Annotated in this window: 15 protein-coding genes; 8 read left to right on the forward strand and 7 right to left on the reverse strand. The window is 68.4% G+C overall.

Annotated features, from left to right (window positions below):
- Nucleotides 1–68 precede the first annotated feature (68 nt).
- Nucleotides 69–722: a GntR family transcriptional regulator gene (locus ABDC25_RS03505; protein WP_021198119.1), complete on the forward strand. Its 654-nt coding sequence runs from the start codon at nucleotides 69–71 to the stop codon at nucleotides 720–722.
- A 54-nt stretch (nucleotides 723–776) separates the two neighbouring features.
- Here ABDC25_RS03505 and ABDC25_RS03510 read toward each other — a convergent pair whose 3' ends face one another.
- Complete coding sequence (locus ABDC25_RS03510; protein WP_347124859.1) at nucleotides 777–2,333, reverse strand: amino acid permease; 1,557 nt, start codon at nucleotides 2,331–2,333, stop codon at nucleotides 777–779.
- A gap of 317 nt (nucleotides 2,334–2,650) precedes the next feature.
- Between ABDC25_RS03510 and ABDC25_RS03515 the strand changes: the two genes are divergently transcribed.
- Nucleotides 2,651–3,673, forward strand: coding sequence for a TerC family protein (locus ABDC25_RS03515; RefSeq protein ID WP_021198117.1), 1,023 nt, complete (start codon nucleotides 2,651–2,653; stop codon nucleotides 3,671–3,673).
- A 94-nt stretch (nucleotides 3,674–3,767) separates the two neighbouring features.
- Nucleotides 3,768–5,048 carry a hemolysin family protein gene (locus tag ABDC25_RS03520; RefSeq protein WP_021198116.1) on the forward strand — a complete coding sequence of 427 codons (1,281 nt, stop codon included), beginning with the start codon at nucleotides 3,768–3,770 and terminating at the stop codon, nucleotides 5,046–5,048.
- A gap of 106 nt (nucleotides 5,049–5,154) precedes the next feature.
- On the opposite strand, the gene ABDC25_RS03525 is transcribed toward ABDC25_RS03520, so the two are convergent.
- The 5 genes from ABDC25_RS03525 to ABDC25_RS03545 all read right to left on the reverse strand — a co-directional run bounded on the left by ABDC25_RS03525 (nucleotide 5,155) and on the right by ABDC25_RS03545 (nucleotide 8,679).
- Nucleotides 5,155–6,060: an arginase family protein gene (locus ABDC25_RS03525; protein ID WP_347124864.1), complete on the reverse strand. Its 906-nt coding sequence runs from the start codon at nucleotides 6,058–6,060 to the stop codon at nucleotides 5,155–5,157.
- 40 nt (nucleotides 6,061–6,100) lie between these two features.
- Nucleotides 6,101–7,021 carry an SDR family NAD(P)-dependent oxidoreductase gene (locus tag ABDC25_RS03530; protein WP_347124866.1) on the reverse strand — a complete coding sequence of 307 codons (921 nt, stop codon included), beginning with the start codon at nucleotides 7,019–7,021 and terminating at the stop codon, nucleotides 6,101–6,103.
- 32 nt (nucleotides 7,022–7,053) lie between these two features.
- Nucleotides 7,054–7,731 (reverse strand): cation transporter, encoded by a 678-nt coding sequence (locus tag ABDC25_RS03535; RefSeq protein ID WP_347124868.1) that lies wholly within the window; start codon nucleotides 7,729–7,731, stop codon nucleotides 7,054–7,056.
- Nucleotides 7,731–8,066, reverse strand: a complete 336-nt coding sequence (locus tag ABDC25_RS03540) for a metalloregulator ArsR/SmtB family transcription factor (RefSeq protein ID WP_029259720.1) — start codon at nucleotides 8,064–8,066, stop codon at nucleotides 7,731–7,733. Before ABDC25_RS03540 ends, ABDC25_RS03535 begins: the two co-directional genes overlap by 1 nt.
- Before the next feature lie 64 nt (nucleotides 8,067–8,130).
- A complete protein-coding gene (locus tag ABDC25_RS03545; RefSeq protein ID WP_021198111.1) occupies nucleotides 8,131–8,679 on the reverse strand; it encodes a hypothetical protein in 549 nt (182 codons plus the stop codon).
- A gap of 155 nt (nucleotides 8,680–8,834) precedes the next feature.
- On the opposite strand from ABDC25_RS03545, the gene ABDC25_RS03550 reads away from it, so the two are divergent.
- The 3 genes from ABDC25_RS03550 to erm all read left to right on the forward strand — a co-directional run bounded on the left by ABDC25_RS03550 (nucleotide 8,835) and on the right by erm (nucleotide 11,625).
- Nucleotides 8,835–10,037 (forward strand): histidine kinase, encoded by a 1,203-nt coding sequence (locus ABDC25_RS03550; protein WP_021198110.1) that lies wholly within the window; start codon nucleotides 8,835–8,837, stop codon nucleotides 10,035–10,037.
- Nucleotides 10,034–10,636, forward strand: a complete 603-nt coding sequence (locus ABDC25_RS03555; RefSeq protein ID WP_029266019.1) for a response regulator transcription factor — start codon at nucleotides 10,034–10,036, stop codon at nucleotides 10,634–10,636. Before ABDC25_RS03550 ends, ABDC25_RS03555 begins: the two co-directional genes overlap by 4 nt.
- A gap of 224 nt (nucleotides 10,637–10,860) precedes the next feature.
- The gene (gene erm / locus ABDC25_RS03560) at nucleotides 10,861–11,625 is read left to right on the forward strand and encodes a 23S ribosomal RNA methyltransferase Erm (protein ID WP_347124871.1); all 765 of its coding nucleotides are present in this window, start codon (nucleotides 10,861–10,863) and stop codon (nucleotides 11,623–11,625) included.
- Nucleotides 11,626–11,682: 57 nt separating this feature from the next.
- On the opposite strand, the gene ABDC25_RS03565 is transcribed toward erm, so the two are convergent.
- The gene (locus ABDC25_RS03565) at nucleotides 11,683–12,495 is read right to left on the reverse strand and encodes an alpha/beta hydrolase (RefSeq protein ID WP_347124873.1); all 813 of its coding nucleotides are present in this window, start codon (nucleotides 12,493–12,495) and stop codon (nucleotides 11,683–11,685) included.
- A gap of 150 nt (nucleotides 12,496–12,645) precedes the next feature.
- Here ABDC25_RS03565 and ABDC25_RS03570 point away from each other — a divergent pair, with 150 nt between their 5' ends.
- On the forward strand, nucleotides 12,646–13,152 hold the full coding sequence (locus tag ABDC25_RS03570) for a methylated-DNA--[protein]-cysteine S-methyltransferase (RefSeq protein ID WP_347124875.1): 507 nt from the start codon (nucleotides 12,646–12,648) through the stop codon (nucleotides 13,150–13,152).
- Nucleotides 13,153–13,271: 119 nt separating this feature from the next.
- On the forward strand, nucleotides 13,272–14,675 hold the full coding sequence (gene thrC, locus ABDC25_RS03575; protein WP_347124877.1) for a threonine synthase: 1,404 nt from the start codon (nucleotides 13,272–13,274) through the stop codon (nucleotides 14,673–14,675).
- The last annotated feature ends 158 nt before the right edge of the window (nucleotides 14,676–14,833 follow it).

A 14,833-nucleotide genomic window follows, 5' to 3' on the forward strand; every position in this document is an offset into this window, starting at 1 on the left:
GCGATTCCGTGCTCGAGTGGAGGACAAAAGCGGTGGCACTCTCAGGCGGACCCCTCGAGCGCAGGTCGATGAGCGACGAGGCGTACAACCGGTTGCAGGATGCGATCATCAGCGGCGAGCTGCGCCCGGGTGAACGTCTGCGAGACTACGAGCTCGCAGAGCGCCTCGGCACGTCGAAGACCCCGATCCGGCATGCCCTGGACCGCCTCGCCGACCACGGTCTCGTCGAGATGCAGCGCAACCGCTACACCCGCGTCGCCCCGATCGATCTCGATCAGGTCCGCAACGCGGTCGATCTCTTCGGAGACATCTGGATCGGCTCGGTGCGCCACGTGATGCCCCTGATCCAGGACGACGACATCGTCTATCTCACCGAGCTTGCCGACGAGATGTCCGCGGCGGTGAAGGCACGCGATGTGGCGGGGTTCGGTATCGCGCTCCGTGCGGCCGCCACCGGATTCGCGCGCATCGAGGGGAACGCGTCGCGAGCCGTGATCATCGAACGTCTCGGGCCGCAGATCCGGAGGTTCAGCCAGCACTCGCGGGATGCATTCGACTGGGAGGTCGTCGGTGCTTTCGTCGTCTCCCTTCGGGAGGCGATCCTCGAGCGTGATGCGGTGAAGACCCGCGCCGTCCTCGTCACCTTCTTCGACGAGGTGCTCCCCGCCATCATCGATCGCGCCCAGGAACAGGAGCTCATCCGCTCCGACATCCAGGACTAGCGGGCTCATCCAGGACCAGCGGACTCATCCAGTTTCTAACGGACTGCAGCTCGCTCAGGCCGAGTCGGACGTCTCCGTCGGTTCAGGCGTGAAGTTCGCACCCCGTCGCAGCGCCTGAACCTCGCTGATCCTTCGCCGGGCGAGGAACCAGCCGCCGATCAGTGCGGGGACGATGACGATCAGCGTGCCAACGGTCCAGGTTCCGGTGGGGTAGTCGAACGCCATGAGGACGATCACCGACGCCAGGAAGGCGAGGGTGAGGTAGGACGTGAACGGCGCCCCGAACAGTCGGAACGACGGCCGCACGATGCGTCCCTGCAACGCCCAGGAGCGGAGGCGCAGTTGGCACAGGATGATCGTCGCCCACGCGGCGATGATGCCCAGCGCCGACATGTTCAGCACGATCTCGAAGGCGTCGTCGGGAACCGCGAGATTGAGCAGGACCCCGATCAGGGCGAACCCTGCGGTGAAGAGGATTCCGGCGACCGGGACGCCACGCCTGCTCATCATTCCGGCGACCTTCGGGGCCGCACCGGAGGCGGCGAGGGAATGGAAGACGCGGCCGGTCGAGTACAGGCCTGCGTTGAGCCCGGAGATCGCGGCGGTGATCACGACGAAGTTCATGGCGCTCCCGGCGATCGCCCCGATCTCCGGGCCGCTGATGTGGGTGAAGAAGGTCACGAAAGGACTCTCCCCGGCTCGGTAGACCGTATACGGGAGCAGGAGTGCGAGCAGGAGCACCGACCCCACGTAGAAGACGCCGATCCGCAGGATCACGGAGTTGACGGCTCGAGGTACGAGCTTGGCCGGATTCTCGGTCTCGCCGGCAGCTGTACCGATCAGTTCGATCGAGGCGTAGGCGAACACGACGCCCTGCATGACGATGACCGCGGGAAGCACGCCTTCGGGACTGAAGCCTCCGTTCTCGCTGAGCATCTGCAATCCCGTCGGTCCCTGATCTGTCTCCCAGCCCGCGGCGAGGACCACGATGCCGATGAGGAGGAAGGCGACGAGAGCGGCGACCTTGATGATCGAGAACCAGAACTCCATCTCGCCGAACAGGCGGACCGAGACGAGGTTGAGTCCGACCACCACCACCAGCGCGACCAGGGCGAGCAGCCACTGGGGCACGACGTCGAACGCCGACCAGTAATGCACGTACAGTGCGACGGCCGTCGAGTCGACGATCGCGACCATGCCCCAATTCAGCAGGTAGAGCCACCCTGCGGCGAAGGCCAGCTTCTCGCCGTAGAACTCGCGAGCGTAGGAGATGAACGATCCGGATGACGGCCGGTGGAGCACCAGCTCGCCGAGCGCTCGGAGGATGAAGAACGCGAAGACACCGCAGATCAGGTAGGAGACAGCGAGCAGGGGGCCGGCCGTGTGCAGTCGTCCCCCCGCTCCCATGAAGAGGCCGGTGCCGATCGCTCCGCCGATGGCGATCATCTGCAGATGCCGCGCCTTGAGAGAGGTGTGATACCCGGTCTGCTCGTGTGCGAAGTCCTGGACCGACGTCGACACGTCGCCGAGCCTCTCGCGGTCGTTCTCGAGATCAGGGGCCCGGTCTCGGGCGCCCGGCTTCTCGGCGGCATCATCGCTGGCGTGCGGCATCGCGGCTCCTGTCTGGTCGGGTGACGCTCCGCAGCATCGGACGCGACCGAAAAGGGATAGACGGGTAATACGTGAAATGTTACTGATTCACGCGTCGAAACCCGATATGCCGTTCTCTCTCGGGGCGTGACGTTATCGGCAGATCCACAGGAAGAGCAAAGGGTCTTCTCCTAATCTGAAGACACCCAAGGGGAGTACTCCGACACGGTGGGGTCGTCATTACGGATGCACGTCGCATCCCGGGCCACCGGTTCCATGTTCCATGGAATGGAGAAGACTTTGGCGGTACTGTCGTACCCCGAGTCTGGAGTCCGCATTTGGATATCACCCCTCTGATCTGGATCATCACGATCGCGGTCACGATCGCCTTCTTCGTCTACGAGTTCTTCGCTCACGTGCGCACACCGCACGAGCCGACGATCGCGGAATCGGCGCGCTGGTCGATCTTCTACATCAGCCTCGCGCTGCTGTTCGGTGTGGGTATCGGCGTCTTCTCCGGGTGGACGTTCGGCGGCGAGTACTTCGCCGGATACCTCACCGAGAAGGCCCTGTCGATCGACAACCTGTTCGTCTTCCTCATCGTGATGACGGGTTTCGCCGTGCCGAAGAAGTACCAGCAGAAGGTGCTGATGATCGGCATCGTGATCGCGTTGATCCTGCGCGGCATCTTCATCGCCGTCGGCGCGACGCTCATCGAGAACTTCTCGTGGATCTTCTACCTGTTCGGCGCTCTGCTGCTGGTGCTCGCCTATCGTCAGGCGTTCAGCAACCACGAGAGCAACCCCGCGAACGGGCGCTTCATGACGTTCGTCCGTCGGCACCTGCCCGTCAGCGACGAGTACAACGGCGACCGGCTCACGGTCGTGAAGAACGGCAAGCGCTTCGTCACGCCGATGCTCCTCACCATCATCGCGATCGGCTTCATCGACCTGGTGTTCGCTGTCGACTCGATCCCCGCCATCTACGGCCTGACCGACCAGGCCTACATCGTCTTCACGGCGAACGCCTTCGCGCTCATGGGACTGCGACAGCTGTACTTCCTCATCGGCGGTCTGCTCGAGCGCCTCGTCTACCTGGCGCAGGGACTCGCCGTCATCCTCGGATTCATCGGCGTCAAGCTGGTCCTGCACGCTCTGCACGTCAACGAGCTGCCGTTCATCAACGGCGGCCAGGGCGTCGAGTGGGCGCCGGAGATCCCGATCTGGTTCTCGCTGCTGTTCATCGGCGCGACCATCGCGGTCGCCACGGTGGCGAGCCTCATCAAGACGCGCCGTGCACCGGGCGACACCTCCCACGACATCTCATCCGCCGACACCACCACCAAGAAGGAGCACTCTTGAGCGCGCAGCGCTGTTCTGACTCTTCGGATTCTGACAGTACGAGCGCCCGGTTCGTCCCGGGCGCTCACCCCACCACAGACGAGGCGGCCCGTTGATGGGCGACCTGCTCTGGAACATCGCCCTCGTCTTCGCGTTCGTGCTGATCGGCGGTGTCTTCGCTGCGACGGAGATGGCGCTGGTCACGCTGCGCGAAAGCCAGATCAATGCGATCGGCCAACGAGGGCGGCGCGGTGCGAAGGTCGCCGCCCTCGCCCGCAACCCCAACACGTTCCTCTCGGCGGTGCAGATCGGTGTGACCGTGGCCGGGTTCGCCTCGGCGGCATACGGAGCGACATCGATCGCGCCGTCGCTGGCGCCGGTGCTCGAGTCATGGGGTCTCGCCCCCGCTCTCGCCCTCACCGTCGCGACCCTCGTGCTCACGCTGGTGATCGCCTACCTGTCGCTGGTGCTCGGCGAGCTCGTGCCCAAGCGTCTGGCGATCCAGAGAAATGCCCAGTTCGCCTACGCGGTCGCGCCTGCCCTCAACGGGTTCGCGACGGTCATGCGGCCGGTGATCTGGCTGCTCTCGGTCTCGACGAACGCCCTCGTCCGAGTGCTCGGGGGAGATCCGCACAAGACGAGCGACGAGATGACCGACGAGGAGGTGCGCGACATCGTGGCGAGCCATCAGGGGCTGCCCGATGACGAACGGCGCATCCTCGATGATGTGCTCTCCCTCCGTGGGCGCCAGGTCAGCGAGGTCATGCGACCGCGCCCCGAGGTCGTCGCCCTCGATGAGGCCGCGAGCGTCGGCGAGGTGATGGCGCAGGTGCGCGACCTTCCCTTCTCGCGTTACCCGGTCTCGGAGACCTCGATCGACGACATCACCGGATTCGTGCACGTGCGTGATCTGTTCGAGGCCGCATCCGACGACCCGGAGCGTCCGCTGAGCGCGCTGATGCGCGACATTCCCTACATCCCCTCGACTGCGCGCGTGCTGCCGACTCTGACCCGCATGCGGGCGGAGGGCCACCACATCGCGGTGGTCGTCGACGAGTACGGCGGCACGGACGGTCTGGTCACCCTGGAAGACCTCGTGGAGGAAGTCGTCGGCGAGATCTTCGATGAGTACGACGCCGAGGTGTTCATCTCTGCGGACGACGGCATCGACGGACGCCTCAACCTGCAGGACTTCGAGGAGGCGACGGGGCTGGCGATGCCGCGTGGCTCCTCCGACACCATCGCCGGTTTCGTGACCGAGCAGCTCGGGCGTCTCGCGGTCGTCGGTGACGTCGTGGAGGTGCCCGGAGCCACGATCCAGGTCGCAGAGGTGGACCGCCGACGCATCGCCCGCGTGCGGGTCATGACCGAACCCGTCGTCGAGCCGGAGGCGTGAGTCCAGGCGGTGGCTCTGACGAGTCCGGGCGTCACGAGCCCGGCCGTCAGGAGTCCGGCCGTCAGGAGCCCGGCCGTCAGAGGCGCCGATGTCAGAGGCGCCGACGTCAGGGGCGCCGCACCCGAGTGCCCAGTTCGCCGAGGCCCGCTGTGAGCACCTCGACGAGCAGGCGTGCGTAGCGCCCATCCGGGTCGAGGTCGGGATCGAAGACCGTGATGGAGGCGCCGATCGCGCGAGGCGCGAGTTCCCGCAGCAGTGCGGTGAGTTCCGCCGCGCTGATCCCGCCGGCATCGGGGCTGTCGACCGCGGGCATGATGGTCGGGTCGAGCACGTCGACGTCGAGTTGGAGCCAGTACGCGGGACCGGCGACGGCGGCGCTCTCTGCACCCACGCGAGCGGCTCCGAGAGAGGTGACATCGGCGGCGGGCGTGACGCTGCCGAGGATGCCACGTACCTCGTCCTGATCCTCATCGTCGGCGCGGTGACCGATGTGCGCGGTGTGCGCGGACCGGAAGTAGGGCGCGAGCCCGTCGATGTCGGCGATCGACGGCCAGTGTGCGCCGACCGCGGCGGCGAGGGCCTCCCCGGCCACGCTCGCGCATTCGTCGCTGTTGCCCGGGTGGCGGAAGTCGGTATGGCCGTCGATGTGCACGAGGCCGACACCGCCGCGGCGTGCGGTCGCGAGACCCGCTCCGAGGAGGATCGCGCAGTCGCCGCCGATCACGAGGGGAGCCTCGCCGCGGTCGATGGCCGCGCCGATGCGCGTGGCGAGGCGCTGGGAGTGGTCGATCATCGCGCTCTCGTTGCGCACGCGGCCGGCCGGCCGGGTGTCGTCGTCATCGACGTAGCGGCCGGCGAGGACGACGCCGGAGTCGGAGGCACCGCGTTCGACGAAGCGCGCGAAGAGGCCGGCATCGCGTAGCGCTTCCGGCGCCTTCGCCGCGCCCGGCACGCTCCCGCGCTCCGGCGGGCGCAGGCCGAGGTTCGACGGGGCAGAGAGCAGTGTGATCATGGGCTCATCCTGCCGCGGGGGTCGGACATAGCGGCCCGGATCATGTCGGGAAACGCACCCCGGTGAGGCGCTCTGCCGCGGTCCACAGCTGCGCCCCGATCGCGGCGGAGCGCACGTCGTCCGATGCGGTCACCCGTGTCGGAGTTCCGCGGAACTCGAGCAGTCCGCCCGGACCCCAGTAGTCGCCGTCGACGACCTCCGAGGCGGTCGCGGCATGCACGATCGGGAGGGCCCCGCCGTCCTTGCCCTGCACGAGTGCTCGGGTCGGGGAGGCCACGGCACGGACGAAGCCGGAGACCTCGGCGAGGCCCGGTCGTGGGGGAGTGAGGGGATCGACCGCATAGCCCGGGTGTGCGCAGACCGCCGCGCGAGAGGAACCCGACCAGCGTCGCGCGAGCTCGAAGGCGAAGGCCATCAACGATGCCTTCGACCTTCCGTACTGTCGGAGCGAGGAGCCGCTCCACGGTGCGTCGAGGCTGGCGGCATCGAGGGCGGCGGCATCGAGATGTGCGAATCGGTGCGCGATCGATCCGACGGCGACCACGCGGGCATCCGGGGCGAGGAAAGGCTCGAGCTGGGCCACGAGTGCGAAATGACCGAGGAAGTTCGTGCCCACCATGAGGTCGAGGCCGTCGCTCGTGCGCGCCGAGCGGTCGGCCGCCTTCACCCCCGCGTTGCAGATGACCGCATCGAGTCGCTCGCCCACCCCCGTTGCGGCCAGGGCGATGCTGTCGAGGGAGCCGAGGTCGAGCCCCCGCACGCGCAGGTCGGCAGCCGGAACCCGGCTTCGGATCGCGGCGACCGCGATCTGCGCACGTTCGGGGGAGCGGCAGCCCAACAGCACGCGTGCGCCCCGGTCGGCGAGCTGTTCGGCGCACCAGTATCCGATGCCGGCGTTCGCGCCGGTGACCAGCACTGTGCGTCCGCGCAGGTCTGCGGGCGGGAGGGGAGCGGCATCCATCTCCCCAACCTAGGCGTTGTGCGCGTCAGTGGTCAGTCGTCGTGGTGGTGGTGGTCGTGGTCGTGCGCGTCCTCGTCGTCGAGGAGCATCCCCACCGAGGTCGCGCAGGCATCGCCCTTCCAGGCCTCGATGCCCTCGCGCACCGCGAAGGCGGCGATCACGAGACCGGCGACGGCATCCGCCCACCACCATCCGAGCAGCGAGTTGGCGATCAGCCCGATCAGCACGGCGGCGGAGAGATAGGTGCAGATGAGCGTCTGCTTCGAGTCCGCGACGGCGGTGGCCGATCCGAGTTCCTTGCCCGCACGTCGTTCCGCGAGGGACAGGAAGGGCATGACGGCGACGCTGACCGCGGTCAGGGCGATACCGATCGTGCTGTGCTCGGGCCTCTCGGTCGTGACGAGCGCGGCCACGGAGGTGGCTGTCACGTAGAGCGCGAGCGCGAAGAAGGCGACGGCGATCACCCGCAGGGTCGGCTTCTCCCAGCGCTCCGGATCGCGGCGGGTGAACTGCCAGGCGACGGCGGCCGCGGACAGCACCTCGATCGTGGAGTCCAGCCCGAACCCGATGAGCGCGGCGGATGAGGCGACGGAGCCGGCGGCGATCGCGATGACCGCCTCGATCAGGTTGTAGCCGATCGTGATGCCGACGATCAGGCGGATGCGGCGGTGGAGGGTGTCGCGGCGCGCCGCGGTTGCCGTGGCGGTCATCAGCAGGTGCAGCCTTCGCCCGAGCAGCAGTCCGGCTCGACGATGAGGGTGACCCGCATGAGCATGTCGAGGGCTGGAGCGAGGTGGCGATCCGCGAGTCGGTAGCTGCTGCGGCGTCCCTCCGGAACGCTCTCGACGAGCCCGCATCCGCGGAGACAGGCGAGGTGGTTCGACATCGCCTGCCGCGAGACGCCGAGGGCGTCCGCGAGGTCGGCGGGGTAGCGCGGTGCTTCGCGCAGCGCGAGCAGGACGCCGGCGCGGGTGGGGTCCGACAGCGCATGCCCGAGGCGGGCGACGGCGGCCGTGTGGGTGAGGGAGGCCAGAGCAGTGGTCACGCCACTACTGTACAGAAAAGGCTGAATTCAAGAAAACTTGAATTCAGCCCTCTCTGTGAGGGTCTCAGCGGATCGCGTACACCGCGCTTCCGACGATGACGGCCACGACGGTGGTCCAGCCGATGATGGCCAGAGCCTGCCAGAAGAGGATGCGCGCCCTGCCGATGCCGGAAGCCGCGAGCATGGTCGCGGTGAACTGCGTCGGCAGCAGGAGCGGTCCGAGCAGGCTGACCCCCGGAACGCCGTAACGCTCGAACGCACGCTGGAACTTCTCGCGACGCGCGGTGCCGCGGCCCGTCTCGGCCGCATCCGCAGCCGGCTCGTCGATCGTGCCGCCGCCGGCACCGGCGAGCGCCGCGGTCTTGGCGCGCGAACGGTTCACGACGGCCTGTCGGGCTCCGGAGCTGACGAGCACCACCACCAGGACGCAGAGGAAGTTGCCAACGATCGCGGCGATCGCGGCGATCACCGGAGAGATGCCGCCGATGATGCCGATGCTCACCGCCCCTTCGCCCTCGATGAAGGGGATCGCGCCGGCGAGGGCGACGATGAGCGGCTGCACGAGCTCGGGGACCTGGGCGACCAGGTTCTGGAAGGTCTCGATGAGGTTCAAGGGATGCTCCCGGTTGTCGGTGCGAACGGAGTCTCCGCCGCGATGACTCCAGTCCAGCCGAGCGCTCCGTTCGGCGGCAGTGTCGGCCCGTCATCGCTTCCCGGGCGGATCGCACGACGCATCCGTGACAACTGTCACGGCTCTATCGTGGGAGCGTGAGCAGCCGCGTCGAGCCCCTCGCCCCCGTCGAACCGAGTCCGGGGGCGAGACAGCTGTCTCGCGGTATCACGGCGACGTGGTGGTACACCGTGACCGCCGTGATGTTCCTCCAGGTGATGCTGGTCTTCGCGTGGACGGGCATCCTCGCCGCGCAGGGTCAGAACGGTCCGCTGATCCTCGTGGTCGCCGTCGGCGGCCTGGTGTGGTGCGCATCGACGGCGTTGCTCCTGTTCGACTACCGCCACCGTGTCGACGCGGTGCCGGGATTCCGCTGGAGGCGCATCGCCGTCCCCCTGCTCATCGCCGTCGCGTACGGCACCGTCGCCGGGACGCTTGCCGGGAGCTGGCAGCTCGCGGCGATGCCGATCGTCCAGTCGGTGGTGCTCCTGAACTGGCCGCGAGGCATCCGCATCCGCGTCGTCGTGGCGGGAACGCTGCTCCTGCTGGTGCTGGCCGCCGTCGACTCCTCCGCTCACGCCTTCGGTGCGGTGCTCGCGTGGTGGGTGGCCGTGATCTACACCGCACTCTTCCCCGTGATGACCGTGAGCTCGTTGTGGTGGTGGGATGTGCTCGTCACCCTCGACCGCGCCCGCACCTCGGAGGCGAAGCTCGCCGCGACCCAGGAGCGGCTGCGGGTCGCGACCGACGTGCACGACCTGCAGGGTCACCATCTCCAGGTCATCGCGCTGCAGCTCGAACTCGCCGAGCGTCTCCTGCCGAGCGATCCGGATGCCGGCATGGAGCAGCTGCGCGCCGCGCGGGTCAGCGTCGACGAGGCGCGTCAGGGGACCAGGGACCTCGCGACGCGCTTCCGCTCGGTGCCTCTCGGCGATGAACTCGCCAACGCCCGCGACCTGCTGACCGCGGCCGGGCTCGAGGTGGACGCCGCCATCGGTGCGGATGCCGACTCCGCACCGGCATCGGCCCTCGGCCCGGTCATCCGTGAGACGACGACCAACGTGCTGCGCCATGGCGGCGGGGAACGCGCACGCCTCGTGCTCACGCGCGTCGCGGGCACGTGGCGATACGAGATCGCCAACGACGTCGTGCCCGGCGCGGTCGACGAGCATGACGGGTCCGGATTGGACGGCGTCCGTCGGCGCGTCGAAGAGGTCGACGGCACGCTCGACGTGCGTCGGGACGCGGACGAGTTCGTGGTGGTCGTGACGGTCCCGGCGCGGTCGGAGGAGACACGATGATCCGTGTGCTGATCGCCGACGATGAGGCGATGATCCGCTCCGCGCTCGCAGCCCTCCTCCGGCTGGAAGACGATATCGAGGTCATCGCCGAGTGCGAGGACGGCGAGCAGGCGGTCGTCGAGGCTCTGCGACTTCAGCCCGATGTATGCCTGCTCGACCTCGAGATGCCCGGGCTCGACGGCGTGCAGGTGGCCGAGAAGCTGCACAGGGCGATCGCGACGCGGTGCGTGGTCGTCACCCGTCACGCGCGTCCAGGCGTGCTGCGCCGTGCCCTGGCCTCCGGTGTCTCCGGCTTCCTGCCGAAGTCCCGTGGGGCCGACGAGGTCGCCGCCGTCATCCGCCGGGTCGCGGCGGGGGCTCGCTACGTCGATCCCGAGATCGCCGCCGATGCCCTGAGCGACGAGCGCTCACCGCTGACGGACCGTGAACTCGACGTGCTGCGTGCCGGTCGGCGTGGGGAGACGACCGGGCAGATCGCACGATCGCTCGCTCTCGCCCCGGGGACGGTGCGCAACCACATCTCCGTCATCCTCGGAAAGCTCGCGGTCGGCACCCGTCAGCAGGCTGTTCTCATCGCCGAGGAGCGCGGCTGGATCTGACGGCCGATATGCTGATGCGCATGGGAACGATATGCGCAGCGCCCGTGATGGGGCGCAACCTCGTGTTCCGCGACCGCCGCGCCTGACGGCGCGCTCGCTCATCGCACGCATCTGCGCGCCGTCCACCGAGATGTCATCGCACCTCGGGACGGGCAGTCCTCAGCGACGCCTCTTCGCGTCCTCCCTCCTCCGAGGTGCTCCGATTCTTCTTCTGGAGCGCACTCATGCCTCGTTCGATCCATGGTGGCCGTCACGAACTCGGCCAGAACTTCCTCACCCATCGTCCGACCCTCACCCGCATCTCCGGCCTCGTCCGCCGGACGTCCGGTTCGATCCTGGAGCTCGGCTGCGGTGACGGCGCCCTGACCCGCGCTCTCGCACAGCTGGGCAGGCCGCTCACCGCGATCGACATCGACGAGCACCGCGTGCACCGACTGCGCGCGACGCTGCCCGGCATCCGTATCGAGATCGCCGACGCCACACGTCATCCGCTCGATGCCGAGGTGGTCGTCGGCAACATCCCCTTCCACGTGACGACGCCGATCCTGCGACGGCTGCTCTCCCGAGGCCGCTGGAACGAGGCGGTGCTGCTCACGCAGTGGGAGGTGGCGCGCAAGCGGGCAGGCGTCGGCGGTGGCACCATGATGACCGCGCAATCGGCGCCGTGGTTCGAGTTCTCCCTCGCGGGGCGGGTGCCGGCGTGGGGCTTCGCACCGCAGCCGAGTGTGGACGGCGGCCTCCTCGCGATCACCCGACGTGGTTCTCCGCTCGTCCCTGTCTCCGATCGGCGAGCGTACGAGGAGTTCGTTCGGGTGATGTTCACGGGGCGGGGAGGCAGTCTGCCCGCCGTCCTCGCGGGTGCGGCGGGGATCCCGATGCCTCGAGCACGACGCGTGGTGGCGGCAGCGGGGGTGACCGGCCGGAGTCTTCCTCGTGATCTGCATCCGGAGCACTGGGCCGCGCTCTGGCGCCAGGTCTCGCGGGAATGACGCGCTGAGGCCGTCGAGCGCGGAAGGAGCTCGACGGCCGCGTCCGTCACGTCGTCCTCAGTGCGCGAGGACCTCGCGCAGGCGGGCCGCGAACTCCGCAGGATGATCGACGAATCCCGTGTGGTCGCCGGGGAAACGGGTCGGCTCGATGTCGAGCTGTGCACCGAGTGCCGTCGTCGTGCGCTCGCAGAGCTGGTCGACCGACTCCTCGCCGATACCCAGGACGAGGTCGTCCGCCCGTGCCCGCAGAGTCTCGACGTCGGGCTCCCAGCGCACGCTGGCCGGCAGCTCGTGCTGGAACCAGAACTGCTCGTCCTCCTGATGCTGCGGATCGACCTCGCCGCCGAACCACTGGACGAGCATCTCCTCCGGCATCGGGATGTTCGCCTGCGCGAAGAACAGCCGCCAGGCGCCGACGCGGTCGCCCGAGAGGGCTGCCGCGGTGAGCTCGTCGGTGAGACGACGCTGCTCGACGCGGTCGGGGAGCAGCTCGAGCAGCGGGGGTTCGTGGGCGATGACCGTGGACGCGAGGTCTCCATGCGATTGCACGAGCGCCAGGCTGGTCACCGCGCCGCCGCTCGATCCGAAGACGACCGCCGGCCCGCGATCGACGTGGGCGATGAGTGCCGCGAGATCGTCGGCGCGCTGCTGGGGGCTCGAACCCCGGGAACGGTCGTGGAGGATGCTCCGCTTGGCGCCGCGCGGGTCGGATGTGAGCACCGTGTGATCGGTCGCGAGTTCGACGGCGAACGGCGCGAAGGCATCGGCGTCCATGGGGGCGCCGATCAGGACGAGGAGCGGTCCTTCACCGCGGAGTTCGTAGTGGAGACGGACGTCGGGCAGGTCGAGCGCAGCCGTGGTGGTGCTCATGTGGTGCTCCTTGTCATCGAGGTGGCGTTCCCGTGTTCTGCGGTTTCGGTAGGTCCAGGTTCGCCCCCGATGCGTCCTGGCGCCATACCCGTCCGCAGAGTGCCGCGGACGATCGCTGTCGCTGTCGCTGTCGAGAGGTACCCTCGACGCATGCCCGCCTTCGCAACGCTCGCGACCCCGGTCGGCGTCATCGGCGTCGTCAGCGACGGTGCGGCGATCAACCGCGTCACGTGGCGATCGACTCCGCCCGAAGGGAGCCTGGCGCCGTCAGACCCCACCTCCGATCCGCTGCTCGCCGAGGCGCTCGCCCAGCTCGCCGCGTACTTCGCGGGCACCCTGCATCGCTTCGACGTCCCCGTCGATCTCGGGGATCAGACGGTCGCGACGCGGGCGGTCCTCACGGTGCTGCACGAGACGGTCGGCCACGGTGAGACGATCACCTACGGTGGACTCGCCGCGCGCAGCGGCACAGATGTGCCGGCCCGGGGGATCGGGTCGATCATGGGGGCGAACCCCGTCCCGCTGATCGTGCCCTGCCACCGGGTCGTCGCGGGCGATGGGCTCGGCGGGTACTCGGGCGGCGATGAGGGACACGGGCTCGAGACCAAGCGCTGGCTGCTGGAACACGAGGGTGCGTTGCCGACCTCTCTGTTCTGAGCGGCTCTGTTCTGAGCGGCTCTCTTCTGAGCGGAAGCCGCCTCTCGTGTCATCGCGTCATCGCGGACGGGAACACCCTGCGAGAATGGACGGGCCGAGTCCCGAGCCGAGGAGCCAACGTGCAGTTCATCTCCACCCGCGGCGGCATGCAGCCGCAGTCGTTCAGCGAGACGCTGTTGGAGGGCCTCGCGCCCGACGGCGGACTGGCGGTACCCGAGGCCATGCCGACCGTCGACGGCGAGACGCTCGAGCGCTGGCGCGCCCTGACCTACCCGCAACTGGCGACCGAGGTGCTCGGTCTGTTCGCGACCGACATCCCGCGCGCCGACCTGGCGCGCATGACGGATGCGGCCTACGCCGACTTCCCCGACGGCGTGGTGCCGCTGCGCGCGATCGATGACGAGCTCACCCTGGTCGGGCTCTCCGAGGGGCCGACCCTGGCGTTCAAGGACATGGCCATGCAGTTCCTCGGCCAGGTGCTCGAGTACACGCTCGAGCGCAACGACTCCGTGCTCAACATCCTCGGCGCCACTTCGGGAGACACCGGATCCGCGGCAGAGCACGCGCTGCGCGGCAAGGAGCGCGTCGCGGTGTTCATGCTGTCGCCGCAGGGGCGCATGAGCGCGTTCCAGCGGGCACAGATGTTCTCGCTCGACGATGCGAATGTGCACAACATCGCGGTCGAGGGAGTCTTCGACGACTGCCAGAACCTCGTGAAGAAGCTCGCAGGAGACCTCGACTTCAAGCGCTCGCAGCACTTGGGGGCCGTGAACTCCATCAATCTGGCGCGCATCACGGCGCAGACCGTCTACTACTTCTGGGCGTGGCTGCGGGCGACGGACGCCGGTGGCTGGACCGAGCTGTCGTTCACGGTGCCCTCCGGGAACTTCGGCAACATCCTCTCTGGGTTCTTCGCGAAGCAGATGGGACTGCCGATCCGGCGCCTCGTGCTGGCGGCGAACGAGAACAACGTGCTGGACGAGTTCTTCCGCACCGGCGTCTACCGGCCGCGCAGTGCGGCCCAGACCCTCGCGACCTCGAGCCCTTCGATGGACATCTCCAAGGCGTCGAACCTCGAGCGGTTCATCTTCGAGCTGGTCGGTCGCGACCCGGCCCGCGTCGTCGGCGCCTGGGACGACCTCGAGGCGCAGGGCCACTTCGACTTCTCCGCCGAGCAGGAGCGCTTCCTGGAGGAGTTCGGCATCGTCAGCGGCACCTCGACGCACGAGGATCGACTGGCGACCATCCGCGCGGTGTACGAGGCGACCGGTGAGGTCATCGACCCGCACACGGCGGACGGCGTCAAGGTCGCACGCGAGTACATCGAGCCCGGTGTGCCGATGCTCGTGCTCGAGACGGCCAAGCCGGAGAAGTTCGCCGAGACGATCCATGAGGCCATCGGTGTGGAGCTCGGCTACGCGCCGGAGCTGCAGGAGATGCTCGACGCGCCTCAGCACGTGACCGAGATGGGTGACGACGAGCACGCGCTCCGCGCCTTCATCGAGACCAACGCGCTGCACTGACCTTCGACCTCGACCCGCGAGGTGGTCGAGACCACGCCTCGAGCCGAGACCCACCCCTGGCGATGTCCGCAGGGGTGGGTCTCGTCGTCGGTCGTGATGTACCGGCGGCCGTGGACGGAGCGAGTGGTGTGCGATCTGCACATCCATGGGTGATTCTC

This window comes from Microbacterium sp. SY138 (assembly GCF_039729145.1).
Classification (GTDB): domain Bacteria; phylum Actinomycetota; class Actinomycetes; order Actinomycetales; family Microbacteriaceae; genus Microbacterium; species Microbacterium maritypicum_A.